Below are 26,607 nucleotides of genomic sequence, written 5' to 3'. Positions count from 1 at the left end.
CCTTAGATATTTTTTCATTTACTTCTCGCTATATTTTCTAACTGCTTTTTTAAAACGCTCCACACCATCAATTAATAGCTCAAGTGGGCAAGCATAGTTCCATCTGATAAATGACTTCCCGTTGCCACCAAAAATCTCACCGCTTGATAAGATTAAGCCTGTTTCGTGGCGGATAAAGTCACATAAGTCTGTCGTATCTTGTGAAATAGCAGAGCAGTCAAGCCAGGCAAGGTAAGTCGCCTTTGCCTTAACGATTTTAATTTCAGGGAAAGTCTCACTCACTTGCTCAATTAGATAGGAGCGGTTAGTTGCCAAATAGCGATTCAATTCATCTAACCATTCTTCAGAATCATTAAAAGCTGCTTCTGTCGCTTGAATAGCAAATGAATTTGGTTCTGCCACTTCGTCTGTATTGATGCCACGATTAACTTGCTTACGAAGGGCTTCATTTGGCACAGAAATCACTGATGTCTGCAGTCCTGCGATATTAAAAGTTTTTGACGGCGCCATGCAAGTCATACTGATATTTGAAATAGTCTCTGATACTGATGCAAAAGGCGTATACTTGCTACCTGGATGTGTCAAATCACAATGCACCTCGTCTGATAAGATAAGAACATCATGTTTTAGACAAAGTTGACCAATTTTTTCGAGCTCAGCTTTTGTCCAGACATAACCTGTTGGATTGTGTGGATTGCAAAAAATCATCAAAGTCGTCTCATCTTGCGCTAGCTTATTTTCCAAATCCTCATAATCGATACTGTACTTTCCATCCTCATACAGCATGCGACTCTCTAAAACTTCACGACCGTTGTTCAAGATAGAATTGTAAAAAATGTTATAGACTGGAGTGATGAGCAAGACTTTGTCATTTTCTTTCGTCATCTTGCGGACAATTGATGAAATCGCTGGAACAGCACCTGTACAAAACATCAGCCACTCTTTTTGAAGCGTGAAACCATGTCGACGCTCCCACCATGAAATATAAGACTCAAAAAATGAATCTGGCACGGTATTGTAACCAAGAGCACCCTGATTTAAACGTGTCTGAATAGCACATTTGATTTCTGGAGCTGTGTCAAAATCCATGTCTGCAACCCACATCGGGAGTTCATCCTCACCAACATCCCACTTATAAGAATTAAGATTGCGACGATTAACAACCTTATCAAAATGATATTTTTTCACGTATCACACAGCCTTTCTCAAGCTAATCTTAGTTTTACTGTCATCAATGTTAGGGTCATCAAAAATAATCTCACCGATATTGTCAGCTACAATAGAACCCGAAATTGGATTTTTAACGCTGATAATGTCTGACTTAATGTCTGCTTGCAAATCCTCAACGTACTCAAAGACCAAATCTGAATGGATTAATTTACAATTATCAAGCGTAACATGCTTCATATAACAAAGCCCTTGATTACTTTCAATCGTACAATTGATAAAAGTAATGTCTTCAGTATTCCATGCAAGGTATTCGCCAACGATTGTCGAATCACGTACAACCACGTGCTTACAGTTCCAAAAAGCATCTTTGGATAGCAAAGTACTATTTGAGACTTCCACATTTTCAGCACCATCAAAGCAATAATTACCAGTAATAGTCACATTTTCAAGCTTAACATTCTTACTATTCATGCCAAAATAGTCACCAGTCACATTAACATTTGTTAATCTAACCTCTTCACATGACCACAAACTTTCTAAAGCATTTGGCATTTGAACATTTTCTAAAACAATAGCTGAGCTGCGACGGAAAGTCTTGGGAGCTTGAATGACACTATTTTTGATTTTAATATCATGCGTATACCAGATTCCAGAACGTGCGGTATCTAGTAACTGAATATTTTCAGCTTTAACATGTTTTGAGTACCAAAGTGGGTACTTCCAACGGAAAATATCATTTTCCAAAACAATATGACGACTTTCCTTTAACGGTGATTCACCATCCGCGAATACTGATTGGGTAATGGTCGCATTTTCTGCTTTAAAACAGACACGTTCCCCTGTCAATAATTTTTGATTAATGATTTTCATTTTTAGTCCTCCATTTTCAAAGTCCTTCTAGGACTGAAACGTCACTTAATCTACACCTTGTAGTCGACTCCAAGTCAAGGATTTTTTGTCTTTTAATTTACAAAAATACTCTAACACGCTACAATAAACATAGCAAATACTTATATTACATACTTAATATAGCTAAAATGTATAGGAGAAAGATATGGATATTCGCGTTCTTAATTATTTTGTAACCATTGTCCAAACAAAAAGTATTTCAAACGCTGCAAATACCTTACACGTGACACAACCGACACTATCACGCCAAATCAAAGATTTGGAAGAAGAACTTGATACTGTACTTTTTCACCGTGGCAGCCGAGAAATTCAATTGACAGATGATGGGCAATACCTCTACAATCGTGCCATCGAAATTCTTGCTTTAGTCGAAAAAACAGAAAATAATATTCGAAAATCAGAAGAAATTTCTGGAGAAATTTACATTGGTGCTGCTGAAACTCACTCACTTGATATTGTCGCAACTGTCATCAAAAAAATGACAGACCAGTACCCTGAGATTCGTATTCACATTCGTAGCGGAAACGCTGATGACATTTTGGAACATTTGAATAAAGGAGTCTACGATTTAGGCATCACAATCGGTGATTTTGACAATCGAAAATACAATGCGCTTGCTCTTAAAAATCGTGACCAATGGGGAGTCTTGGTCCCCAAAAATCATCCATTGACTAAGTTTGATAAAGTTGAATTAGCAGATATTTTATCTTATCCACTAATCACTTCTGCTCAAACCAATAACGACCTCCGAGAGCTAGCTGGACTTGGCGACTATCACATTGTTGCAACCTATAATCTTCTCTACAACGCATCACTTCTAGTCAAAGCTGGACTTGGTATTGCGATTTGTCTAGGCGATATTATCAACACTTCCTACGCTGATTCTGAACTAAAATTTATTCCATTTGCGACTCAAAAGCACGATTCACTTCAGATTCTCTGGAAAAAGCAAAGCACTCAATCACCAAGTACCAAACAATTTCTCAAAATAATGCGTGAAGAACTTGAAAGGCAATAACAATTTTCAAGTACTAATTCATAAAATTTGATACTTTGTTGTTTTTTTAATAAGTTTAATCATAAAAAAACCACCTCATATCACTGAAGTGGTTTTCTTCTTATTTCCCATCCAATCGTTCTTTGAGTTTTTCGACAAAGAGGTAGGCTGCAGGGCAGAAAAGGGTGTTTTTAATGGTTAGATTATTGATTTGATAGATTTTTTTGCGGTCTGTGTGTGGGAATTCACGGCATGCTTTTGGTCGGACGTCGTAAATGGTACAAAGGTTGTCATCGCCTAAAAATGGACAAGGCATTGATTGAAAGACTTTGTCGCCATCTTCATCCACTCACAAATACATGTCTTCAAAAACGCCTAGTTTCATGCGAAAGACTTTTGAGATACGCGTGATGTCAGCCTCGGTAAAGAGCGGACCTAAGCTTTTACAGCAGTTAGCACATTTGGTGCAATCAATCTCGTTAAAAACTTCAGTATGAATTTCTTGAGTGATTTTATCTAAATTTTTAGGTGCTTTTTTCTTGAGACTAGCTAAAAATTTACGGTGTTCTTTTTGTTTTTGTTGCGCTAATTCGTGATAGCGTTCAATGTCAATTTCTGTCATTTTGCTACTTTCTAATTTGTCAATTTCAATCAGGGAATATTATAGCACAAATAAAGTCTCCAGTGGAGACTTTATTCATGAGTCTAGAAACTAAAAATAAATTGATTGATCAGCGTAGCTTCAACAAAGCTACACGTTCTTGCTCTTTGATTTCTTCGATGAATCTATGGTACTCAGTTTCTGCAGCTCTGCTATTTTGCCCAGCACCTTGAAAATCAATAAGCAAATGGTCAAGAAATACGGGATCTGTGCCTTTTTGCCTATAAATATTTCCTTGGAAAAAATATTTGCCGGTCTTTTTATCAATGGCAACTACAGATGAACGCCAGCGTGCTTTATAGCGGTTATCTGGTTTCCAGCTGATTTTTAACTGCTGACCAAAATAATACCAGCCCATCACTTGAAGGTTAATATTTTGCTTTCTTATCGGGTCTTTGTAAAGACACGACAAGGGATTTTCCTGATCTTCTTTTACTGAAAAAGGATGAAAATCTTGAATGCCTTGATAATCTTCATACGATAACAACTGCTCTTCTTGCCACTCACTATGAAAAATAGATGAATAAGCATCTCTAAAAGGATCATAAACATCATCAATTTTTTTCCCGTATGCAATCCAATCCATAGCTGCTTGATTATAATAAGTTATATAATCTTTTTGGTCATCTCGACTACTTGGCACTTGCAAAATCTGAATCGTCTCACGCGCTTTGATGGGGACTTTTGCCATCGCTTTATAAAGCTGTGATTTTGTAAATACCTTAATACGTTTTAATTCCTTGCTATAACCTTTTTCCGAGCGATTGAGCACGTAAAAATCAGCCGACTCATCCAATTTAAAAACAATAACAAATTGTAAATTTTTTCGTTTCTGGTCTATTCTAAAAATCGGTGTGGCAAACTGCGAATCATTTTTAAAAAGCTTTAGAAAATGCCCCGCCTGCACCATTCTGATATGTTTATATTGCGTCATAAAATCTAGTTTAACATGACATAAGGAAATTGTCACATGCAAAAAAACGCCCAAAAATTCTTGGGCATTTCTGTATGAATGAGATTGTTAGTGTTGATAGTATGATAATAAAAATTTTTACAAAGTGTTGTAATCGTCGTCGCTAACTGCTTCTAGCCAAGTATTTGAAGTATTTTCACCTGGGACTTCTAGCGAAATATGGCTAAACCATGAGTCTTTCTTAGCACCGTGCCAGTGTTTGACATTGGCTGGAATCACAATAACTTTACCCGGTTCAAGACTGACAGCTTTCTTACCTTCTTCTTGATACCAACCTTGACCTGCGGTACAAATCAGAATTTGACCGCCACCTTTGTCAGCCTTGTGAATATGCCAGTGATTTCTACATCCCGGCTCAAAGGTTACATTTGCTAAATGAAGTGGTGAATCCGCATCAACCAAGGGATTGAGGAAAGAATTGCCATCAAAATATTGTGCGTATGCGTCGTTTGCTTGCCCTTTTCCAAAGACATTTTCTCTATCAAAAAGTTCTTTATCTGTCATCGATTTCTCCCTCACTTAATCTTCGTTCCAAACTTCTTTTGCAAGATTGAAGACTGCCCAAGCTTTTGGCCAACCTGCGTAGAAAGCTACGTGTGTGATAACAGCAGCAATTTCTTCTTTGCTAACACCGTTAGCTTTGGCATTTTGAAGATGGTGTTTCATAGAACTATCTGTAATGCCTTGCGCCATCAATGCCACAACTGTGATGATACAGCGTGTTTTTAAATCAATATCGCTATTATTCCAGTTTTCACCAAAGAGCACATCATCATTAAAATGTGCAAATTCAGGTGCAAATTCACCCAATTGGTCACGTCCTGCTGTTTGTTTAATTGTCATTGGTTTTCCTTTCTTAATAGGGTTTATACTGCCATTATACGCTTCTCGTTTTTAATAACAAATACTTATTTGACATAGTGTTTTATGCCTTTTAAGCATAACTTAAATTTTAACTGAACTAATCATTTTAACTGTTTCAGGGTCAGCATGTGAGAAGAATTGGCTTTCTCCCATATCAAGTTTCAAAATTTCTGCCATGTCATCATCTGTTAAGACAAAGTCAAAGACATCAAAATTTTGTTCCATACGATTTTTATGAACTGTTTTAGGAATGACAATAACATCACGTTGAATCAAGTAACGTAGGGCAACTTGCGCAGCTGATTTATGATATTTTTGTCCAATCGCAACAAGTGTTTCATTGGTAAAGAAATCATTGCGCCCTTCCGCAAATGGTCCCCAAGATTCGATTTGAACGCCATATTCGTCCATTGTTTTGCGAGCATTTAATTGTTGATTGAAAACGTGCGTTTCAACTTGGTTAACCATTGGAGTGACATCCGCAAAAATAGCCAAATCTGCTACGCGGTCTGGTGCAAAATTGCTGATACCGATTGCTTTGATTTTACCAGCTTTGTAATATTCTTCCATGGCACGATAAGCACCATAATAATCACCAAATGGTTGATGTAAAAGCACCAAATCAATGTAGTCTGTTTGAAGTTTCGCTAAAGAAGCATCAAGAGAAGCTTTGGCTTTTTCATAGCCATAATTGCTAATCCAAATTTTAGTTGTGATGAAAAATTCTTCGCGCGCAATACCAGACTTGCGGATAGCATTTCCAACAGCTTCTTCATTCATATAAGCTTGAGCGGTGTCAATTGAGCGGTAACCAACCGAAATCGCATCACTAACCACGCGCTCACATTCGTCAAGGTCTGGCACTTGATACACACCAAATCCTAAAATCGGCATTTTAACGCCATTTGATAATGTTTTGTATTCCATTTGTTACTCCTCTTTTTTCATACCACTTTGATCCTCAAACAGAGATTTTTCTTTAGTTAAGATTATTTTTTTATAATTTTCAATTTTGTAATTCATGCGTTTAAGGGTTGTTTCAAGTTCTTCAATGCGAGTTGACAACTTTTCACGTTGTTCTTCTAGAAGATGCATACGTGCTTCTTCTGTCCCTTCTCCTTCTTCAACCAAGTTCATATACTCAATCAAAGATTCCACACTCATCCCAGCTCGTCTAAAACAACGAATAAATTCAAGGGCTGCAATATCTTTCTCTGAAAAATCACGAATACCAGATTTATTACGTTTAACACGCGGAAGTAAGCCGATGCGTTCATAATAACGGATAGTATCTGCTGAAATTCCTGTTTGTTCACTTACTTTTTTAATGTTCATAGGTCATCTCCTTTTTTATCAACACTTTCAGTATATACCTTAGAGTTGACTCCATGTCAAGAAAAAAACTTGAGAAAATTCTCAAGTTCTATTTCAATTTTCTATTATTTAAATTAGATAAGAAACTATTAAAATCAGGTAAGTTGATAGGAAGTCTATCTTTACCAATATTTCCAAGTTTACTATGACCAACAAAAGCCTGCAAGAATAACTTAGCTGACTTGGCAAGCAAGAGTTTCTTTTCCGTTCCGATTGAATAGAAGGAAGCAATGCTTGTTGCTAATTTTGCTCCTAACTCTCGATCAAATGATAAATCATTAATACTCTGAATGCCACTTGACATCAAGGTATCAAAGAGCGTATCAAAAAGCATTTTTAACTCTTGACTTGATAGCTCATCTGTCCATTGTTTAAAGGTTTTTTCAAGATTTTGGCTCAAATCAGTTTGACCTTCGGCTAAAATAAACTGACCCGTTTTTTCATCAAATTGCCAAGTTGTTAAAGCGTGCTGCATAATTCCACTTACTTGGCTCTTCACTACGATTGGCTTGATATCATTATAAAGCATGACCCCAACAATCGATTCCTCTGGTCGAATAACACAGACACGATCACGAATAGCTAAATAGCCAGGCTCTTTTAAACCAGCCTCTTGCAACCCCGGTGCATCAAGCATGTAGACCTTTTCAATTTGCTGGCGCACGCAATCACTGACATGAGAAACAGCATACAATGCTAAGTTTCCACCCTTAGAATGACCGCTGACGGTAACCTTGCCAGAATGTTCTTCCAAATAACTTTCAAGGTAAGCAACCGCTGCTCGGTGAGCAGGAATTTCTTGAACATAAGTCATCTTGAAATCTTCTTTCCAACCAATCATGGTATCATCTGTCCCACGAAAAACCAGCTGATGATGATTAATCCCAGGTATGCTAAAAACCATGGCTGAAAATTGTCTTTCAAACTCAGAATCAACATCATTGATATAATTTGAAAGACACAGACCTTCAAAACGTCGTGAAGCAACCACTTTTTGAAGCAAACGAATACGATCTGCTGTCACTAAAAAGCTGTGACTAAATTCTTTTTCTCCAGTAACATAAGGCAATAAAACCTCGTGGAGATTAACCATTTTAGAAAAGTCAATCGACTTGTCTAACTCTTCGAAACAAAAGTAACCGAGTTCATTTAAACACAGAATATCTGCTTCATTAAAGGCAAATTCATCAAATGTACGATTGTCGTTATAATCTAAATAATCATTAATTGTTGCCATATTCATCCCCTATACTCTTTTGAATTCTACAGATATTTGCAAAAGGTGTCAAGGAAAAACCAGACCACAATAGCAAGTCATTCTACTTCCGCATGATGCGCTTACGCCATTCCTCGAGCCCAACAATGACAAACGGACACAGTACCAAATATACCCAATGCCAAAAACCTAGACTTGCGGTATTGAATAGATTATGGAAAATTGGTACATAAACCAAAATGACAAAAATAATCAATTCAACAATCAAACCGATATTAATCAAAGGGTTACCAAATAATTGTAACTTGCGAATCGATTGATCAGATGTTCGACTATTCATCACCATACCAATTTGACAGAAAATAATAGCACCAAGAGTCATAGTTGTGGCTTCTTGATAAAGTTGACCAGAGCTAGCAAGCTCAGTCAAATGGCCATTATGCAAGAGATAAGTGATAAAGAAGGCACCCATGGCAAGTGCTGATTCAATCAAGCCATACCATAGAAAAGCTTTAATAAGCAATTTTTTATCTAACAAACGATCTGTCAATTTACGAGGAGGTTGATTCATGACACCTAGTTCTGGAGGTTCAACCCCTAAACCAAGCGCGGGAATCATATCCGTTCCCAAATCAACTGCTAGAATTTGCATAACAGTCAAAGGAAGTGGCACAAAACCTCGTGACAAGAGAAAGAAGGCAGATGGCACCGCTTCTGGTGTGTTGGAATTAAAGATGTAGGTCAAGAATTTCTTGATGTTATGGTAAACGGCACGCCCTTCTTCAACCGCATCAACGATGGAAGCAAAGTGGTCGTCTGTTAAAATCATATCCGCAGACTCTTTAGCAACATCAGTACCAGTCACCCCCATGGCAACACCGATATCAGCCTTTTTAAGAGCAGGAGCATCATTGACGCCATCACCTGTTACAGCAACGACTTCGCCCAATTCTTGCAAAGCTGTTACCACACGGTATTTTTGTTCTGGTGCCACACGCGCAAAGACAATCTCACCTTTAAGAGCTTCTTTTAAGGCGTCATCAGACATCTCTTCTAATTCAAGACCTGTTACCACACGCGCATCATCGCCACGCACAATACCAATTTTCTTAGCGATACTAAGAGCTGTCAAACCATAATCACCAGTCACCATGATAATACGGATACTTGCTTTATGGCATTTTTCAATAGCTTCACGAACACCGTCACGTGGTGGGTCACTCATGGCAATCAAACCAAGAAAAATCATATTCTTTTCAAGAGTTTCTTGTGTCCAATCATCTTCTTGACTCAAACGATCACTTTCCAAAGTACGATAAGCAAGTGCCAAAACCCGCAAACCATCCTTAGCAAAAGCATCATTGGCAGCTAAGATTCTCGCTTGAACGTCTGCAGTCATTTCATGAATACCTTTTTGATCTTTGTAAAAATGGCAGTGCTCAACCATTTCTTTAGGAGCTCCCTTGGTGATTGACACCAAAGAACTACCATCTACTTGGCTATCAACACGATTAATCGTCGTCATACGCTTGCGCACCGAATCAAAAGGTAATTCTTTCAACCGTGGGGCCCAGTCATTATTTTTCTCTAAGGTTAAGCCAGCTTTTTCCGCCAAGACATTCAAACAGGCTTCCGTTGGGTCACCAAGTACTGTGTAAGAAGGATTGTCATCATTTGGCGCCAAGACTTGTGCATTGCTACAGAGATGAGCGAAGCGGACTAAGTATTCCAGCGGTTGATTTTCGACAAGCGCAGCTTTCTTACCATTGCTGTTGCGGATATCACCTTCAGCTGCATAACCAAGACCAGTCACCTCATATTGACCAGACACTTGCCAAAGGTGATTGACTGTCATGGCATTTTGAGTCAATGTCCCGGTTTTATCCGAGCAAATGACTGAGGTTGCTCCCAAGGTTTCAACTGACGATAATTTTTTAACCAAGGCATTGGACTTAGCCATGCGTTGCACCGCCATTGCCAAAGAAAGGGTTACTGTTGGAAGCAAACCTTCTGGGATAAAGGCAACAATCATCCCAAGCGCAAAAATGAAGGATTTAGCAAAATGTTCATGGACAAATAAAGTTGCTGCGATAAAGAAGATAACACCTACTGTAATGGCAATGACCGAAATTTGTTTGGTCAAATGGTCCAATTCTTTTTGAAGTGGACTCTTGTCATCAGTCATATTTTGCGTCAAATGAGCGATTTGCCCAAATTGTGTTGACATACCAATTGCAGACACAACCATTTTAGCTGAACCAGATGAAACAGTCGTTCCGGCAAAGACCATATTGTCATACTCGAGAGCTGTTTTTTGCGGGTCAGTATCAGCTTCGCTATTTTTATAAACAGGATTTGATTCACCGGTTAAGGCAGATTGGTTAACCTGCAAATCAGTCGCAAAGATAATACGACCATCAGCTGAGATACGGTCCCCTTCTTCAATCAAGACAAGGTCGCCAGGCACCAATTCTTCAGCTAAGACTTTTTCTTCTTGCCCCTCACGAATAACACGCGCATAAGAAGGCAACATTTTCTTCAACGCCTGGGTTGCTTGACTAGCCCGATATTCTTGAACAAAGCTAAAAAACCCATTGATAATATTGACAAACCAGATAGCAAGCCCTAGTTCAACACTATGAGATAAAATAGCCACCGCTCCACCTACCCAAAGCAAAATCGCCATCAGACTGGTAAAGTTTTTAATAAAGGTCACAATGATAGGTTCTTTTTGCGCTTCTTTTAACCGATTAGGACCATATTGTTTTTGACGTTCTTTGACTTGTTTATGACTTAGGCCTGAGCTTTGCGTAGCAGCGGCTTTGTAAACGTCGTTAGCTGCGTAAGTTTCAAGGTCAAGTTGAACAGTTTTTTCATTTGTTCGATTACTCATAACTTGTTCCTCGATTTCTAAAAACGGTTACACGTCCTTAAGCTCATTATACTACTTTTTCAAATCATCAAGGTAAATAAGCCTTGCTTTCCAAAGTATTTTCAACAGAATTTCATATGTGTACAAAAAAAGCTGGAAGAAACCTTCCAACTTTCTTCATATTATTCAGTTACTTCAGCAGGTGCTGGCGCTGGTGCCAAAAGACCTTGTTTTTGAATTTCTCCAAGGAAGAAACGGGCAATTGGTCCAACGATTAAGAAATTATATGGCAATGCTACAACAAAGTTTGTAATCCATGTACGTCCATATAGTGGAAGAGAAATAGCTGACAAGCCATGACTAAAGACCATTCCGTAAAATGACATACAAGTTACCATACCAAGAACCATGCATCCTGAGATAGTAAGGATTTTAACTAATTGATGTTTTAAGCCACTTGGCAAAATTCCAAATGCGATTTTTTTAGCGATTGGTCCAACAATTAGAGTATCTAAAATGAAAGCAACGATAAACCCTGGAATGAATCCCAAAAAGACATGTTTCCAAGAAAAAGCTCCTGCAACGAACAAGTTCCAAATACTCATTCCCAAAACCATCATTCCACACATCAAACATGTAAACACCATTGCTTCTTTAAAATTACGAGGCATTTTATTCTCCATTCATTTCATTTTTTATCAACCCTCAACCTAGGTCGGCGTACAACAAAATGTCCTCCGCTAGGATAGTGCTTAATAGCTATTATAACCTGCTTTGCACCCTTTCCAATCAACTCCAGTTTACAGTCAACAGGAGTTAGTCTACCATAAAAAAATTTTCTTCGTAAGTTTTTTTAAAGAAAAAATTAAAGTAAACGTTTTACCTGAAAAATCAATCTAAAAACTAACAAAAACACCTCCTGCAAAAGGGCTGAGCCATTTTACAAAAAGGTGTTTTGATATGTTATTCGCTGATGGCGTTACCTGTGTAGAGTTGGTAGTAACGGCCTTTTTGAGCGATTAATTCATCGTGATTACCACGTTCGATGATGCGTCCTTGTTCAAGTACCATAATGCAATCAGCGTTGCGAACCGTTGATAAGCGGTGGGCAATAACAAAGGTTGTACGACCCTTCATAAGAGCGTCCATACCTTCTTGAACGTGAACTTCGGTACGTGTATCGATTGATGAGGTTGCTTCGTCAAGAATCAAAGCTGGTGGATTGGCCACGGCCGCACGCGCAATCGCAAGCAATTGACGTTGACCTTGAGACAAGTTACTTCCGTCACCTGTTAAAATCGTATCGTAACCATCAGGCAGACGTTTAATAAAGTCATGCGCATTAGCCAATTTTGCAGCATCGATACATTCGTCATCGGTCGCATCCAAACGTCCATAACGAATATTATCCATGACTGTTCCTGTAAAGAGGTGTGTATCTTGAAGTACAATTCCTAAACTGCGACGAAGATCTGCTTTTTTGATTTTACGAATGTTGATACCATCGTAATGAATCTTACCTTCTTGAATATCATAGAAACGGTTAATTAAGTTTGTAATGGTTGTCTTACCAGCACCAGTTGACCCAACAAAGGCAATTTTTTGACCAGGTTCTGCAAAAAGATTGATGTCATGAAGCACCATCTTATCATCGTTATAACCGAAAGTTACATCTGAGAAGGTTACACGACCTTCTTGTTTGTGATAAGTGACACTACCATCCTCATGCGGATGTTTCCATGCCCATGTACCAGTAGCTTCTTCAACTTCTTGAAGATTGCCATCAGCATCTTCTTTAGCATTAACCAATTCAACATAGCCTTCATCAACTTCAACTTCAGCGTCAAGCAATTTGAAGACACGGTCTGCACCGGCCATCGCCATAACCACTGAGTTGATTTGTTGGCTGATTTGAGTAATTGGGTTAGTAAATCCACGGTTCAATGCAAGAAAAGAAACCAAAGTTCCCAAAGTCAAGCCAGCATATCCATGAAGTGCCAAAGCCGCACCGAGCATGGCACAAAGAACATATGAAATGTGTCCAATGTTAGCAGATACTGGCATCAAGATATTGGCAAAAATATTAGCATTTGTAGCCGAATGACGAAGTTCTTGATTGAGTTTACGAAAGTCTTCTTTGGCACGTTCTTCGTGGTTAAAAACTTTAACAACCTTTTGACCGTCCATCATTTCTTCGATGAAACCATTGACACGACCAAGATCATTTTGTTGGTCATGGAAATATTTAGATGATTGCGCTGCAATTTTACGTGCGACGTAAAGCAAGACAATAACCATAGAGAGTGACAAGATAGACAGAGGCACATTCAATACTAACATGCTGACAAAGGTTGTCAAAATAGAAAAGCTAGAGTTCACGACTTGGGGAATACTTTGTCCAATCAATTGACGAAGCGTATCAACGTCGTTGGTATAGATTGACATGATGTCCCCGTGAGCATGCGTATCAAAGTACTTGATTGGCAAGCTTTCCATGTGCGTAAAGAGGTCAATACGAATACGACGCATTGTTCCTTGTCCCACATAAACCATCAAACGGTTATAAGTGTAAGTACTTGCTACCCCGATAATTCCAATAATGATTAGTTGGAAAATAGCATGTGCTAAACCAGAAAAGTCAGGATTTTTAGTAGCCAAAAGAGGTGTGACATAACTATCAATCAAGGTTTGCATGAACAAACTAAAACGAACCATACAAAGCGCAGCAATCAAAATCAAGACGAAAACAGCCATGAAACGCCATTTATAATTCTTAATCACATAAGCCAAAACACGTTTTAGTGTGGCTTGTTTGTTCACTTCTTTTTTAGGTTGAGACATTAGTTATTACCTCCTTCCTCATCAAAATCACCGCTACCTTGTTGTTGAACCTCATTGATTTCACGGTAGATAGCGTTTGTTTGTAGTAATTCATCGTGGCTAGCAAAGCCAGAGATTTTACCATCATCAAGCACCAAAATCTTATCTGCGTGTTGCACACTTGAAATACGTTGTGCAATGATAATTTTTGTTGTTCCTGGAATTGTTTCTTCAAATGAACGACGAATATTGGCATCTGTGGCAGTATCCACGGCACTTGTTGAATCATCCAAAATCAAAACTTTTGGTTTTTTCAGCAAAGCACGAGCGATACAAAGACGTTGTTTTTGTCCACCTGAGACATTACTTCCGCCTTGTTCAATCCAAGTATTGTATTTGTCAGGGAAGCGTTCGATAAATTCATCTGCACAGGCTTGGCGACAAGCTTCCATACATTCTTCGTCAGTCGCATTTTCATTACCCCAACGAAGGTTATCAAGAATTGTTCCTGAGAAAAGGACATTTTTTTGAAGCACTACGGCAACTTGGTCACGAAGAACTTCCAAATCATATTCACGAACATCATGTCCACCAACTTTAATTGACCCAGCATCAACATCGTAAAGGCGAGAAATCAAGTTAGCAAATGATGTTTTCCCTGAACCTGTACCACCGATAACACCGATAATTTCACCTGACTTGATGCTCAAATCAATATCAGAAAGCACTTCTTCACCACCGCCATGTTTGTATGAAAAATGCACGTGGTTAAATTCAATGCTACCATCTGGAACTTCCATCAAAGGAGTTTCTGGATTAACGATGTCAGCTTTTTCATTCAAGACTTCAGCAATACGTTCAGCACTTGCTGTGCTCATTGAGACCATAACCATAATCATTGACAACATCATTAGTGACATCATCATGGCAAAGATGTATGACATTAAGGATGTCAATTCACCTGTTGTCAAACTACCATCAACGATAAACTGTGCCCCAAACCATGACAAGCAAATAATACATGTAAAGATGATAAACATCATGACTGGCACATTGAAGATGATAATTTTTTCAGCTTTTACAAAAAGGCGATAAATATTTTCAGCAGCCTTAGTGAATTTTTTATTTTCATATTTTTCACGAACAAATGCTTTCACCACTCGAATGGCTGAAATATTTTCTTGAACACTAGCATTCAAATCATCGTATTTACGAAAGACGTAATTGAAAGTTGTCATAGCCTTACGCATGATAAATAGAAGAGATGCTCCTAAAATCAAAACAGCCGCAAGGAAAATCAAACTCAAGCGGCGATCCACCACAAAACACATAATCATACTAACAATGATTGTTAACGGTGCACGCACAACAATACGAATGATCATTTGATAAGCATTCTGTACATTTGTAACGTCTGTTGTCATACGAGTGACAAGACCAGCTGTACTGTATTTATCAATATTTGAAAAGGCGAAGGTTTGAATATTTTCATACATTCCTTCACGCAAATTAGCAGCAAACCCAGCTGAGGCTTGCGCAGCGAATTTACCAGCCAAGAAACCTGTTGTTAAACCACATGTGGCAAGAACCAACATCAAGATTCCATACTTCATGGCAACAGCCAAGTTCCCAGCTTGTACCCCTTGGTCAATTAACTTAGCAATGACAAAAGGTACTGACATATCGAAGAAAACCTCTAAAGCTGCGCACAAAGGAGCAAGTAAAGATGGTGTCTTATACTCCTTAACTTGAGCTAAAAGAGTTTTAATCATTCTCGTCACCTCTTTCTACAACATTATAATAAGCTCGTTCGAGCAATGAATGAAATGTTTCTTGTTCTTTATCAAAAAAGCCTCTAATGATATCGTCTTCAGACTCTTCCAAGTGACCACAAACCAGCATAATCAAGTCCAAGCCCTTATCAGAAATACGCACTTTCTTGATACGCTTGTCTTTTTCATCCTGACCTGTAATAACTAATTCCTTTTGTTCCAAACGCGAGATAATCCCAGCCATGGTTGGTTGCGACACTTCAAATTCTCTCTCTAATTCCTTATAAGTACAACAATCCTTGTCATCTTTTAAGTACAACAACACCCAAGCTTGCATAATGGTAATGTTATAGGGCTTTAAGAAATTATTCATGTTTTGTTCCAAACGATGCGCAATTCGCTTAACAAGCCAACCATATGGAGCATTTTTAGAATTCATAGTTACCTCCGACAATAAAAAAGCAAGTCCCTAAAAAACATCCGTCAGAATTTGTAGACATTTTTTAAAGTTTGCTAAACATTCCATTTTATTCCATTAATTATTATAAAACTTTAAGTTAAAAAGTCAATAGCCTGCTATTGATTTTTTAAAAATCAAAAAAAGCCTGTTTTGATTCAAAACAGACTATCTTACATTTATCCCTCAACTTTTTCGCTGAGTTCTTCCCATTCTAACATGAGGGTTTCTTGTTGTTCAGTTAATTCATCAAGTTCTTTTTGAAGATCAACAAGTTCTGTTGCGTCATTTGTAGCCAACATGGCTTGATTGATTTCTTCTTCACGCGCCTCAATCTCTTCTAATTGATTTTCGATTTCAGCAATGCGACGTGTGAGTTTACGAAGTTCTTTCTGGTTAGCTTTTTGGGCTTGATAATCATTTGCGGGCGCTTTTTCAACAACTGTAGCTGTCTTTTCTTGTGCTTCTTCTTCCTTCGTGCGAGCCAATTCTTCCAGCTCTGCTTTTTTCTCAAGGTAATAATCATAATCACCTAGATAAAGTGTTGAACCTTCTTCAGAGATTTCAAGCACTTTCGTTGCCACACGGTTAATGAAATAACGGTCGTGACTGACAAATAAAAGTGTCCCATCAAAATCAATCAAGGCGTCTTCCAAAACTTCCTTACTGTCGATATCCAAGTGGTTGGTTGGTTCGTCAAGGATAAGGAAGTTATTGTTTTGCATTGACAACTTGGCAAGCAATAGTCGAGCACGTTCCCCACCTGAAAGCATGCTGACAGATTTTTTAACGTCATCACCCGAGAATAAGAAAGCACCAAGACGATTTCTAATTTCCACTTCTGGTGTTGTTGAAAAATCATTCCAAAGCTCATCAAGAACAGTATTGGTACGTGTTAAATTGGATTGTGTTTGGTCATAGTAACCCACTTCAACGTTAGCGCCATAAGTCGATGTTCCTTTAATAAATGGAATTTGACCCACGATTGATTTAATCAAGGTAGATTTTCCGATACCATTTGGTCCAACGATGGCAATGGCATCAAATTTCTTGACATCAATGTTAATCGGTTCAGACAAAATTTGGTCATCATAACCAATTGCCGCATCTGCGACTGTCAAGACAACATTTCCTGACACTTTATCAGCGTGGAAAGTCATATTAGCTGATTTTTGACCAGCGGTTGGTTTGTCCAAGCGTTCCATTTTTTCCAATTGTTTACGGCGAGCTTGGGCACGTTTTGTCGTTGAAGCACGAACAATGTTACGTTGAACGAAGTCTTCTAACTTAGCAATTTCTTTCGCTTGTTTTTCATAATTTTTGGCTTCGATCGCTAATTTCTCAGCCTTCAAATCCATAAATTTAGAATAGTTACCAACGTATCGATCAAGCGAATGTGTTGTCAAGTCAAGAGTGACTGTTGCTACTTTATCTAGGAAATAACGGTCGTGGCTGACAATAATCAATGCTCCTTGATAATTGACCAAGTAATTTTCAAGCCAAGCAATTGTTTCAATGTCCAAGTGGTTGGTTGGTTCGTCAAGTACAAGAAGTTCAGGCTTTTCAAGCAACATTTTAGCAAGAGCCAAGCGCGTATTTTGCCCACCAGACAACTCAGAAATCTTCATTTGCCACATCGATTCATCAAATTTGAACCCGTTTAAAATGGCTTTGATTTCTGCCTCGTAAGTGAATCCACCTTTAACACGAAATTCTTCTGATAAACGGTCGTAATCCGACATCAATTTATCAAAAGCATCACCTGTTAGCTCTGCCATTTGCATTTCCATCTTACGAAGACGAGATTCCATGCTACGCACATCATCAAAGACATGCAACATTTCATCAAAAATGGTATTTTCTGACTCAAAACGGCTATCTTGCGCCAAATATGACAAACTTAAGTCACGTTTTGTATTGATTTCACCTGATGTTGGTGCTTCTTCACCGACTAAAATTTTAAGCAAAGTTGATTTACCAGCACCATTTCGCCCAACAAGCGCAATACGGTCCTTTTCATCAACTTGAATATTAATATTATCAAATAAGACATCACCCGAAAATGAGCGTTCAATTTTGTTTCCTTGTAAAATAATCATAGTTCTATTTTAACAAATCCTCACTCGTTAAACTAGGATAATATCAAAAAATCTGCCCAAAGAACAGATTTTCGTATGTGTATGCGTTATTGATTATAAATCGATTGAACTTTTTGGATATCGACATCTTGAATGCCATAGTATGAACCTGACGATTGCATGACTGATTCTTCCTTATCATCATGGTCAAGTCCGATAGCGTGGCCCAACTCATGTTCAGCAGTGTAAACAATTCGATTGTGCGTATAACCATAATCATTATCAAGCAAGTAATAGGTATTTAACTTCACATCGACGTGCGTAATCTGATTAGTCAACGCATTTGTCTCAGTTTCAGCTAAACCAGCTGCCTTAGAACTAGCATCCGAATATTCAGTTGCAACAATATCTGCTGAATTCTCATCACTAACCAGAGTAAAAGTAAAAGCCCCCGTTGCATTCCAAGCATTGATGGCTTCTTCATAAGCATTTACCAAAGTTTTATTGGTCGTTTTAATATAAACCGTCGCTGAATTACTTGACCAACGTGCTCCAGAATAATGCGTGAAATCATCAGTCGATAAATCCTTTAAATTCTTAGCAATATCATCTTTATTAGCATCAAAGTACGTAACGACACTATTAGCAATATTTGAAATGGAATTTGCTAACTGAGAACTGCTGTTATTGGCATAATAAAGAAGACCAAAACATAAAATGGCAATCAGAACAATCGTCTTAATAATTGCCCAGAAAAAATTCCAGATAATATTGATTATAAGGCTGGGAATAAAAAAGATAATCTTAAAAATTGTTCTCATACATACCCTTTCTTTCTAGAATTCTAAGCAATAACAAATTACCTCGGGCTTTAGTATAACAAGCCCAGCTTAAAAAAACAAGAAAAAATAAACATTTCGGTACACAACAAAAAAGAAGCTAGTAAAAAAACTAGCTTCAAATTATTTTTATCTCACTTCCATAACGACTGGTAAGATAGCTGGGCGACGTTTGGTTTGGTCGAAGAGGAATTTAGCCACTTCATCGCGGACAGCTCCCTTCAATTCACCCCAGTCAAAACTATCTTGTTCAAGATAGTTTTCAACGGTTTGGTTAACCAGTTCAGCTGATTCACGAAGAATATCACGGCTCTTCTTAACGTAAACAAATCCGCGCGTGTGAATTTTCGCTTTAGAAACAATTTTCTTCTCGCGTTTATTAACAGTTAGTGCAACGATGAAGATACCATCTTCTGATAAGACTTTACGGTCACGAAGTACGATGTTACCAACATCACCGATGGCATTACCATCAATCATGACATCACCAGCTGGGACGCTTCCTTCATGGTTGAAACCATTTTTACCAAGAACCATGACATCACCACGTTTGACGATGTAGATGTTTTCAGGATACATACCAACTTCTTGGGCCAACTCAGCATGAGCTGCCAAATTGCGGTACTCACCTTGAACTGGGAAAAGGTATTTGGGTTGAAGAAGGTTAAGCATCAATTGCAAATCACGCCCATTAGCATGACCTGAGACATTAAGAGTCTTCGTAATAAGGTTAACTGTACCACCAGCTTTGTAAATCAGATTTTCAACACGCGCAACAGCTGCTTCTTTTGAAAGACTTGGTGTTGTAACGATGTAAACCAAATCACCATCTTTAATTTGAACATAACGGTGACGACCAAGAGCCATTTTGTGCAAACCGTTGATTGGTTCACCCATACGACCAGCTTCTAGGATAATCAATTCGTGGTCTTCGTATTTATGCATGTCTTTTGGTTTAATGATTAATTTTTCATCAACCAAACGAAGACGCTTCATGCGAATAGCTGTGCGGACAATGTTTTCAGCATCAAATCCAGTCAAGACCACACGACGACCGTATTCAGCAGCTGAGTCAAAGACTTGTTGGATACGCACAAGGTTTGAAGCAACCGCAGCGATAATCACACGGCCTTCAGCGTCAGCAATGGCGCTATCCATTTCAGCAGCAACTTCTGCTTCACTAGCTGTCATTACATGGCTTGTAGCGTTAGCAGAATCAGAAAGAAGGGCAAGAACACCTTCACGTCCAATTTCTGTCAAACGTCCCAAGTCAGTGCGGTAATATTTACGCGCAGCTTGGTCAAATTTGAAGTCACCAGTGTAGACAATATTTCCTTCATCAGTACCAACAACAATCCCCAAACTTTCAGGAACTGAGTGAGTTGTTTTGAAGAATGAAATCGTCGCATCCGCAAATTCGATTTCAGTTTCAGCGTCGATAACGTGAAAATTATTGAATTTCTTAACGTTGTTATTTTTCTTAACAAAGAGCTTAGCTAACTCAATAGTAAGTGGTGAACCAAAGACTGGTGCTTTGAATTCTTGCAAAATATAAGGCAAAGCTCCAATAGCATCGGCGTGCCCGTGTGTCAAGAAAATCCCTTGCACACGTTTTTTGTTTTCAATTAGATAATCAAGGTTTGGAATCACTTCATCCACACCAAGTTGCTCATTTTCAGGATACTTCAGTCCAGCATCCAAAACGAAAATTGAGTCATTAACTTCTACCACATAGAGGTTTTTCGCATTTTCGCGAACCCCACCTAGGGCAATAATTTTAATATCGCTCATGACGATGTTTTCTCCTCTTTTTTATTTTTTATACGTGCAACTTAATTGCTTATGAATTTTACTAACGGTCCTTGCCTCCAAAAAGGTTAGCAAGTCGAATTACAGCAATTTAATTGTAACATATTTTCAGAAGATTTTCTTCTTTGTGATTTGGAAAAGTTACCTGGGCACATAAAAAAACGCCCGAGGGCGTTTCATTTTATTCAAATAATTGATAGTAATCAGCAATTGCCAGTTGGGCTTTTTCGTCTTGATTAAGATCTTTGATGATTTTACCATCTTTCATAACAATCAAGCGATTTCCATATTTAAGAGCATCTTCCATGTGGTGGGTAATCATGAGCGCAGTCAATTGGTCACCCGATACAAATTCATCTGTCAAGTTCATCAAAGACACGCTTGTTTTAGGGTCAAGTGCTGCGGTGTGTTCATCGAGCAATAGCAATTCTGGACGTTTCAGCGTAGCCATCAAAAGGCTGAGCGCTTGACGTTGCCCACCTGATAAAAGACCCGTTGGAGTATCTAAATGTTTTTCAAGACCATTGCCAGTTCGTGCCACTAGTGTTTTAAATTCATCTGTGAAAGCATGGATTTTTCGTGGCAAGAGACCACGTTTTTCACCACGGTATTTGGCAATCAAAAGATTTTCTGCCACCGTCATACGCGGTGCTGTCCCCATTTTAGGGTCTTGAAAGACACGCGCAAGATAATTGGCACGTTTTTCAGCAGGCAGATGCGTCACATCTTTTCCAAGGATTGAAATGCTTCCGCTAGTTAACATCAAAGTCCCAGCAATCACATTGAAAAGAGTTGATTTACCAGCACCATTTCCACCTAAAATCGTTAAAAAGTCGTGTTCATAAATGGTCAAGTTCACATCATCAAGGATTGTTTTGACCTCATCAAGACCATTATTAACTTGAACGGTTGCATTTTTTAATTCTACAATTTTTTTCATCGTGATAAGGTCACTCCTTTAAAGAATTTATTTTTAAGAACTGGGACCATGAGGCAGATCGCTAGGACTAAGGCGCTGAACAATTTGAGGTAGTTTGTATTGAAACCAAGTGCAATCACACCTGTGATTAAGAATTGATACAAGATTGAACCAACCACAATAGCAATCAAACGTTCAAGAAGGGTTAAGCCTGTTGAATAAAGAACTTCACCGATAATAATACTTGCAAGCCCAATAACAATGACACCAATCCCTTTTGACACATCAGCGTAGCCATCTTGTTGACTAACAAGCGCACCAGACAAAGCAATCAGACCATTTGAAATCGTAAGCCCCATCACTTCCATACGGTCAGTGTTAATCCCAAAACTTTTAGCCATATCACGGTTATCACCTGTTGCAATATAAGCCTGACCAAGTCGCGTATAAAGGAAGAAGATAAGCGCTGAAATCACGATAATCACTGCTAAAAGACCAATAACCAAAAGATTTGTACTATCAGAAAATGGAAGCAATGCTTGCAAAGGTTTGATGTTTAGTAAACCAAGATTGGCGCGTTTCATCACCATAAGCATGATTGAGTTACAAGACGTCATTACCAAAATTCCTGCTAAAAGCGTTGGGATTTTTCCTTTAGTGTAAAGAAGACCAGTAACCAGCCCCGCCACACATCCAGCTAGCATACCAGCTAAAGTGGCTAAAAGCGGATGGGTTCCACCATTCATTAACGTAACGGCAACAGCGCCACCTAATGGGAAAGAACCTTCAGTGGTCATATCTGGGAAATTGAGGATTCGGAAAGTCAGGTAAATTCCTAGACCAAGAATTCCCCACAAAAGACCTTGTGAAACTGACGAAATAATCATATGATGTTTTCTCCTTCTCTCCTAATTTTCATCTGCTTTGACAGCTACTGTTGCTTTTGACAACATGCTATCTGGAATCGTAATGCCAAGTTCTTGGGCTTCTTTCAAGTTAAGGGTTGGGGTACCAGTATTAACGATGTTAACTGGGACGTCTGATACTTTTTTACCAGCAAGTAATTTAACAGCAATCTTAGCTGTTTCAACACCCAAATCATATTGGCTTTGAGCAACTGAAGCGATACTTCCTTGTTCAACCATGGTATCAACGCATGAATAGACTGGAATTTTCGCTGCATTAGCTGAGTTAACAACTGTTGTGAAGGCTGAGGCAATCGTATTATCTTGTGGGACAAAAACAGCATCAACCTTACCAGTCATAACAGACATAGTTGTTTTAATTTCATTCGTTGATGGAACAGCGTATTCAATCACATTGATACCTGCTGCTTTTGCATAGTCTTTAAATTCAGCAACTTGAGATACCGAATTATCTTCACTACTTGCATACAAGACACCGATTGTTTTAGCATTTGGTGTGATTTCTTGAATCATCTCAACAGTTTGTTTGATTGGCACTTGGTTAGAAACGCCTGTAACGTTTCCTTCTGGTTTTTTCAAATTCTTAACCAATTTTGCTCCGACTGGGTCTGAAATAGCTCCCATCACAACTGGAATATCTGATGTTGCTGAAGCTAGTCCTTGAGCAGCTGGTGTTGCAATCCCAATAACCACGTCATTTTTAGCATGAACCAATTGTTTACTCATGGTTTGGATTTTACTTTGGTCACCTTCGGCGTTTAAAACAGTGATTTTAGCATTATCTTTGTCATAACCTGCATCAGCTAAACCATCTTCAATCCCTCTTTCAATCTCATCAAGGGCATCGTGGGTTACATATTGTAAAATACCAATTTTAATCTCTCCATTTTTGGCTGACTCATTTTTTGTCTGGTCATAAATCATTGAACCAGCAACTAAAATAACAAGGGCAATAAGTGTTCCAATAAGTGCTTTATTTTTCATCTCTTTCTCCGTTGAATGCTTTATTATTAATTCGTTAATGTGTAATACCGATGAGTCAACTAAAAAGAAAAGCGTCTAGTAAAAACTTACTACACGCTTTTTTATCTTGTAACTAAGATTAGCGCATAGATACTTTTTAGAAGTACTCCAAAAGTCGTATCTATGCCATAACATAAACACAACTTTTACATACGCCAACTTTGCCAACTTGTAAGAGTTTGTGTCATGTTCATATCTTAGCTTCCTCCTGTGTTTTTTAATAATTATAACCTAAATTCTGAAAATTTCAACCTCTTTTCGAGATTTTCTTATTTTTATTCAAAACACAAGAAATTTTTAGTGAAATTCCTAATTAAGATGTTTGATAAAACTTCTAATAACCTTTGGAAGAGTGTGATAAGAATAAGGTTTATAGAGTCTTTCCTTCCATGTGTGGGCGCCGATACCGTAGACTCCTAAATCTACGGCAGGAATATTGAGACTTCTGATTACCTCAACTGGCAAAGGATAAATAGCATCCATCAAAGGAAAATTAGCCTTCAACTTGTCAATGTCTTCTAAGCTTTCTCGCATAGCAAGATAACTTGAATCACTTAAGAATGGGAAAAAACGTCGTTTCACGAAGTGTTCTTGAGGAAATTCTGCCATCATTTCTTCAAGAGCGCGGTCAACATCACTACCTAAATCAATATAATTGTGAGGGCAAAACGGTGGTGCTAAAAAGATAATCACTTTTGCTTCATCTGACTGTGTCTTTGCTTCTAGGTAATCAATTAAATCAAAGCCAATTTCTCGTTTATCATAATCTCCAATGTTTTCGAAAAACTCTCTAATCAAAGTTTTGGTATCATACCCTTTTTGCTCTAAGGCATCAAGATATTGGGCAAATGTCATCACATCGATATCATGTGAGATACTGCTGTGAATGCGACTTCTTTCGGTATAGACTTTAAATCGTTTGTGATAAGTCATTGACAACTCTTGAACCACTTTTTTACTTGCTTCAAGTAAAATTTGTAAGACATCATCTGCACTCTTTTCATAAAGAAAAGTATTGAAGTAAAGATTGGCACGCTTGTTAGTTTGTACATTATAGAAATCCTTACAATCACGTTGAAGCAAGGCAGAACTAGGTAAAATGTCTTCGTTGTCAATTGTTTCAACTAAATCAAGGTTGGTATTGATTTTGAGATTAATAGCACTCGATATTAAAGTCGCATCAATCCCCATCAAGCAACTGCCGACATGTGTTTCTCTCCCTTTAATATAAAAACATGTCAGCATTTTCCCAGCAGCGCCCGTGTAGATATATTTTATCTCATCACCGTCATATGAAGGAGAAATAAAATCCGTATTAACCGCTGCTTGAAACTCATAACCTGCTTGACGAAGACGTAACAGTTCACTTGAGGCCTGGATGGCACCAGTATGGTCATTTTCCTCAACACAATTGGTCATCAAAAGTAAATTGCAAGGAAGTTCATCTGGATGTTCCATATAGTAGAAAAGTGTCGCAATATTGACTGCATCTCCTGATTTCATATCAAGCATTCCGCGACCAAACAACCAGTCACCAGATTTAGCATGTTCTTGAATAAGTGGGTCTTCGTCATAGTTTTTAAAGAACTCTTGAAGCGCATCTGAATCATTGGCAATAGCTTTTATAGGACCATAATCTTCAACCCCAACAGTATCCATATGAGAATGCAGAATCACTGTCTTTGATATCCCAGCTTTCTTTAGCAGTGCAAAATTATTCTTACGTTTTAAAGAATCATCTTCTAAAACTTGTTGCCAAACACACTCAGGGTGAGCTGTAAAATACGGCGCTGATTGCACCAATTCATAAATGGCATCAGCCAATTCGACTTCACCTTTTGTACCATTAACTGAAAAAATAGACACCAAATATTTAGCAATGGCTTCGATACGTTCTGGCGTGCTCAATTCTTCAATGGTTTCAAATTTCATGATGATACTCCTTCAAAATAGCAACTGCGTTTTTAACCGTTTGAACTTGCAAGGTATTCAGACTGTCTTGACTATAAAAGGCAGAATGAGGGGTCAAGATAACATTATCTCGTTTAAGAAATGGATTATCTGAAAGGTCTGGATTTTCACTCTCTAAAACATCCAATCCCGCACCGATTACTTTTCCCTCATCTAACGCTTCAATCAGTGCTGCTTCATCCACAAGACTACCACGCGCCACATTGATAAAAATCACCGGTTTCTTCAATTTCTTAAAGAAATCACGATTAAAGAAATGCTCATTTGCCGAATTAGCAAATAAATGCAAGCTAATCACATCAGCTTCTGCTTGAATGGTTTCAACTGAAACCAATTTGACACCAAGTTGGTCTGCCACTTCCTCAGGAATAAAAGGGTCATAAGCTATCACAGACATTCCAAAACTTTTTGCACGTTTAGCTACTGCTTGTCCAATTCGACCAAGACCAAAAATAGCTAAGGTTTGCGAGGAAAGCCGCTTAACTTCGCCAGCCTTTTGATAACTCCAAAATCCTGCTTCTATGAATTTGCGATGTATAAAGAGTTTTTGATTTAAAGCAAGCAGGAGAGCTATCGTATGGTTGGCAACGTCTTCTGTCGAATAAGCTCCCAAGCTACGCACAGCAACACCCAACTTTTCAGCATAGTCAGTATCAATGGTATTTGTCCCCGTTGCATTAACTGCAATTCCCTTTAAGTCAGGAAATTTCCCTAAAATATCTTCCTTAAGTGGAAGAAAAGCTGTCAAAAGCACGTCCACACCAGACATTCTTTCAATAAACTCATCTTCATTGATATAAGGATAAACAGTAATTTCGCTATCGGCAGGTAAAAGTTCCTTTAAAAGGTTAACTTCGATACTCAAATCACGCTCCGCCAAAACATTTGGATAATCAGAAATTAACACTTTTAACATGATCTTTCTCCTTTAAAATAGCATCTACCTCACTAACTAAA

The 26,607-nt window shown here is 38.2% G+C and carries 22 protein-coding genes and 1 pseudogene; 1 reads left to right on the top strand and 22 read right to left on the bottom strand.

Going from position 1 to position 26,607, the window contains the following annotated elements; translation table 11 throughout:
• Nucleotides 1-18 precede the first annotated feature (18 nt).
• Both B4D49_RS00115 and B4D49_RS00110 read right to left on the bottom strand, forming a co-directional pair.
• The gene (locus tag B4D49_RS00115; protein ID WP_286782824.1) at nt 19-1,188 is read right to left on the bottom strand and encodes a MalY/PatB family protein; all 1,170 of its coding nucleotides are present in this window, start codon (nt 1,186-1,188) and stop codon (nt 19-21) included.
• Nucleotides 1,189-1,191: 3 nt separating this feature from the next.
• Nucleotides 1,192-2,040, bottom strand: coding sequence for a DUF3737 family protein (locus B4D49_RS00110; RefSeq protein WP_286782823.1), 849 nt, complete (start codon nt 2,038-2,040; stop codon nt 1,192-1,194).
• Between the two features lie 184 nt (nt 2,041-2,224).
• Here B4D49_RS00110 and B4D49_RS00105 point away from each other — a divergent pair, with 184 nt between their 5' ends.
• On the top strand, nt 2,225-3,097 hold the full coding sequence (locus tag B4D49_RS00105; protein ID WP_286782822.1) for a LysR family transcriptional regulator: 873 nt from the start codon (nt 2,225-2,227) through the stop codon (nt 3,095-3,097).
• A 100-nt stretch (nt 3,098-3,197) separates the two neighbouring features.
• On the opposite strand, the pseudogene B4D49_RS00100 reads toward B4D49_RS00105, so the two are convergent.
• The 20 genes and pseudogenes from B4D49_RS00100 to B4D49_RS00005 form a co-directional block, all read right to left on the bottom strand.
• A pseudogene (locus B4D49_RS00100) lies at nt 3,198-3,698 on the bottom strand (YkgJ family cysteine cluster protein).
• 109 nt (nt 3,699-3,807) lie between these two features.
• Complete coding sequence (locus tag B4D49_RS00095) at nt 3,808-4,671, bottom strand: hypothetical protein (protein ID WP_286782821.1); 864 nt, start codon at nt 4,669-4,671, stop codon at nt 3,808-3,810.
• 117 nt (nt 4,672-4,788) lie between these two features.
• On the bottom strand, nt 4,789-5,214 hold the full coding sequence (locus B4D49_RS00090; RefSeq protein WP_286782820.1) for a cupin domain-containing protein: 426 nt from the start codon (nt 5,212-5,214) through the stop codon (nt 4,789-4,791).
• 15 nt (nt 5,215-5,229) lie between these two features.
• Nucleotides 5,230-5,553, bottom strand: a complete 324-nt coding sequence (locus tag B4D49_RS00085) for a carboxymuconolactone decarboxylase family protein (protein WP_286782819.1) — start codon at nt 5,551-5,553, stop codon at nt 5,230-5,232.
• 102 nt (nt 5,554-5,655) lie between these two features.
• Nucleotides 5,656-6,501, bottom strand: coding sequence for an aldo/keto reductase (locus B4D49_RS00080; protein ID WP_199544237.1), 846 nt, complete (start codon nt 6,499-6,501; stop codon nt 5,656-5,658).
• Between the two features lie 3 nt (nt 6,502-6,504).
• On the bottom strand, nt 6,505-6,909 hold the full coding sequence (nmlR, locus tag B4D49_RS00075) for a stress response transcriptional regulator NmlR (protein WP_286782818.1): 405 nt from the start codon (nt 6,907-6,909) through the stop codon (nt 6,505-6,507).
• An 88-nt stretch (nt 6,910-6,997) separates the two neighbouring features.
• Nucleotides 6,998-8,185, bottom strand: a complete 1,188-nt coding sequence (locus B4D49_RS00070) for an Mbeg1-like protein (RefSeq protein ID WP_286782817.1) — start codon at nt 8,183-8,185, stop codon at nt 6,998-7,000.
• A gap of 82 nt (nt 8,186-8,267) precedes the next feature.
• A complete protein-coding gene (locus tag B4D49_RS00065) occupies nt 8,268-11,057 on the bottom strand; it encodes a cation-translocating P-type ATPase (protein WP_286782816.1) in 2,790 nt (929 codons plus the stop codon).
• 161 nt (nt 11,058-11,218) lie between these two features.
• Nucleotides 11,219-11,707 carry a DUF2798 domain-containing protein gene (locus B4D49_RS00060; RefSeq protein ID WP_286782815.1) on the bottom strand — a complete coding sequence of 163 codons (489 nt, stop codon included), beginning with the start codon at nt 11,705-11,707 and terminating at the stop codon, nt 11,219-11,221.
• 292 nt (nt 11,708-11,999) lie between these two features.
• Nucleotides 12,000-13,877, bottom strand: coding sequence for an ABC transporter ATP-binding protein (locus B4D49_RS00055; protein WP_286782814.1), 1,878 nt, complete (start codon nt 13,875-13,877; stop codon nt 12,000-12,002).
• Nucleotides 13,877-15,628, bottom strand: a complete 1,752-nt coding sequence (locus tag B4D49_RS00050) for an ABC transporter ATP-binding protein (protein ID WP_199544250.1) — start codon at nt 15,626-15,628, stop codon at nt 13,877-13,879. The genes B4D49_RS00055 and B4D49_RS00050 overlap by 1 nt, the downstream gene beginning before the upstream one ends.
• Nucleotides 15,621-16,067, bottom strand: a complete 447-nt coding sequence (locus tag B4D49_RS00045) for a MarR family winged helix-turn-helix transcriptional regulator (RefSeq protein ID WP_286782813.1) — start codon at nt 16,065-16,067, stop codon at nt 15,621-15,623. Before B4D49_RS00045 ends, B4D49_RS00050 begins: the two co-directional genes overlap by 8 nt.
• A 197-nt stretch (nt 16,068-16,264) precedes the next feature.
• Nucleotides 16,265-18,184 (bottom strand): ribosomal protection-like ABC-F family protein, encoded by a 1,920-nt coding sequence (abc-f, locus tag B4D49_RS00040; RefSeq protein ID WP_286782812.1) that lies wholly within the window; start codon nt 18,182-18,184, stop codon nt 16,265-16,267.
• 86 nt (nt 18,185-18,270) lie between these two features.
• Nucleotides 18,271-18,984, bottom strand: coding sequence for a matrixin family metalloprotease (locus B4D49_RS00035; protein WP_199544253.1), 714 nt, complete (start codon nt 18,982-18,984; stop codon nt 18,271-18,273).
• Nucleotides 18,985-19,131: 147 nt separating this feature from the next.
• Complete coding sequence (locus tag B4D49_RS00030; RefSeq protein ID WP_039697111.1) at nt 19,132-20,793, bottom strand: ribonuclease J; 1,662 nt, start codon at nt 20,791-20,793, stop codon at nt 19,132-19,134.
• Between the two features lie 199 nt (nt 20,794-20,992).
• Complete coding sequence (locus tag B4D49_RS00025; RefSeq protein WP_286782811.1) at nt 20,993-21,751, bottom strand: ABC transporter ATP-binding protein; 759 nt, start codon at nt 21,749-21,751, stop codon at nt 20,993-20,995.
• A complete protein-coding gene (locus B4D49_RS00020; protein ID WP_132869062.1) occupies nt 21,748-22,617 on the bottom strand; it encodes an ABC transporter permease in 870 nt (289 codons plus the stop codon). The genes B4D49_RS00025 and B4D49_RS00020 overlap by 4 nt, the downstream gene beginning before the upstream one ends.
• A gap of 21 nt (nt 22,618-22,638) precedes the next feature.
• Nucleotides 22,639-23,640 carry a tryptophan ABC transporter substrate-binding protein gene (trpX, locus tag B4D49_RS00015; protein WP_132869063.1) on the bottom strand — a complete coding sequence of 334 codons (1,002 nt, stop codon included), beginning with the start codon at nt 23,638-23,640 and terminating at the stop codon, nt 22,639-22,641.
• Between the two features lie 348 nt (nt 23,641-23,988).
• On the bottom strand, nt 23,989-25,611 hold the full coding sequence (locus B4D49_RS00010) for a peptidase M20 (RefSeq protein WP_286782810.1): 1,623 nt from the start codon (nt 25,609-25,611) through the stop codon (nt 23,989-23,991).
• A complete protein-coding gene (locus B4D49_RS00005; RefSeq protein ID WP_286782809.1) occupies nt 25,601-26,566 on the bottom strand; it encodes an NAD(P)-dependent oxidoreductase in 966 nt (321 codons plus the stop codon). The genes B4D49_RS00010 and B4D49_RS00005 overlap by 11 nt, the downstream gene beginning before the upstream one ends.
• Nucleotides 26,567-26,607 lie beyond the last annotated feature (41 nt).

This window comes from Streptococcus sp. UBA4344, assembly GCF_002393675.1.
Taxonomy (GTDB): Bacteria; Bacillota; Bacilli; order Lactobacillales; family Streptococcaceae; genus Streptococcus; species Streptococcus vicugnae.
The sequence above is the reverse complement of the archived record's forward strand: the minus strand, read 5'-3'. Positions and strand labels throughout refer to the sequence as shown.

Excerpts from the sequence above, each read along its gene's own strand:
- B4D49_RS00010 (WP_286782810.1), bottom strand. The coding sequence starts at position 25,611 with ATGAAATTTGAAACCATTGAAGAATTGAGCACGCCAGAACGTATCGAA.
- B4D49_RS00055 (WP_286782814.1), bottom strand. The coding sequence starts at position 13,877 with ATGTCTCAACCTAAAAAAGAAGTGAACAAACAAGCCACACTAAAACGT.
- B4D49_RS00005 (WP_286782809.1), bottom strand. The coding sequence starts at position 26,566 with ATGTTAAAAGTGTTAATTTCTGATTATCCAAATGTTTTGGCGGAGCGT.
- B4D49_RS00105 (WP_286782822.1), top strand. The coding sequence starts at position 2,225 with ATGGATATTCGCGTTCTTAATTATTTTGTAACCATTGTCCAAACAAAA.
- B4D49_RS00065 (WP_286782816.1), bottom strand. The coding sequence starts at position 11,057 with ATGAGTAATCGAACAAATGAAAAAACTGTTCAACTTGACCTTGAAACT.
- B4D49_RS00070 (WP_286782817.1), bottom strand. The coding sequence starts at position 8,185 with ATGGCAACAATTAATGATTATTTAGATTATAACGACAATCGTACATTT.
- B4D49_RS00095 (WP_286782821.1), bottom strand. The coding sequence starts at position 4,671 with ATGACGCAATATAAACATATCAGAATGGTGCAGGCGGGGCATTTTCTA.
- B4D49_RS00045 (WP_286782813.1), bottom strand. The coding sequence starts at position 16,067 with ATGAATTCTAAAAATGCTCCATATGGTTGGCTTGTTAAGCGAATTGCG.
- abc-f (WP_286782812.1), bottom strand. The coding sequence starts at position 18,184 with ATGATTATTTTACAAGGAAACAAAATTGAACGCTCATTTTCGGGTGAT.
- B4D49_RS00025 (WP_286782811.1), bottom strand. The coding sequence starts at position 21,751 with ATGAAAAAAATTGTAGAATTAAAAAATGCAACCGTTCAAGTTAATAAT.
- B4D49_RS00090 (WP_286782820.1), bottom strand. The coding sequence starts at position 5,214 with ATGACAGATAAAGAACTTTTTGATAGAGAAAATGTCTTTGGAAAAGGG.
- B4D49_RS00080 (WP_199544237.1), bottom strand. The coding sequence starts at position 6,501 with ATGGAATACAAAACATTATCAAATGGCGTTAAAATGCCGATTTTAGGA.
- B4D49_RS00050 (WP_199544250.1), bottom strand. The coding sequence starts at position 15,628 with ATGATTAAAACTCTTTTAGCTCAAGTTAAGGAGTATAAGACACCATCT.
- B4D49_RS00085 (WP_286782819.1), bottom strand. The coding sequence starts at position 5,553 with ATGACAATTAAACAAACAGCAGGACGTGACCAATTGGGTGAATTTGCA.
- B4D49_RS00060 (WP_286782815.1), bottom strand. The coding sequence starts at position 11,707 with ATGCCTCGTAATTTTAAAGAAGCAATGGTGTTTACATGTTTGATGTGT.
- B4D49_RS00020 (WP_132869062.1), bottom strand. The coding sequence starts at position 22,617 with ATGATTATTTCGTCAGTTTCACAAGGTCTTTTGTGGGGAATTCTTGGT.
- trpX (WP_132869063.1), bottom strand. The coding sequence starts at position 23,640 with ATGAAAAATAAAGCACTTATTGGAACACTTATTGCCCTTGTTATTTTA.
- nmlR (WP_286782818.1), bottom strand. The coding sequence starts at position 6,909 with ATGAACATTAAAAAAGTAAGTGAACAAACAGGAATTTCAGCAGATACT.
- B4D49_RS00030 (WP_039697111.1), bottom strand. The coding sequence starts at position 20,793 with ATGAGCGATATTAAAATTATTGCCCTAGGTGGGGTTCGCGAAAATGCG.
- B4D49_RS00110 (WP_286782823.1), bottom strand. The coding sequence starts at position 2,040 with ATGAAAATCATTAATCAAAAATTATTGACAGGGGAACGTGTCTGTTTT.
- B4D49_RS00035 (WP_199544253.1), bottom strand. The coding sequence starts at position 18,984 with ATGAGAACAATTTTTAAGATTATCTTTTTTATTCCCAGCCTTATAATC.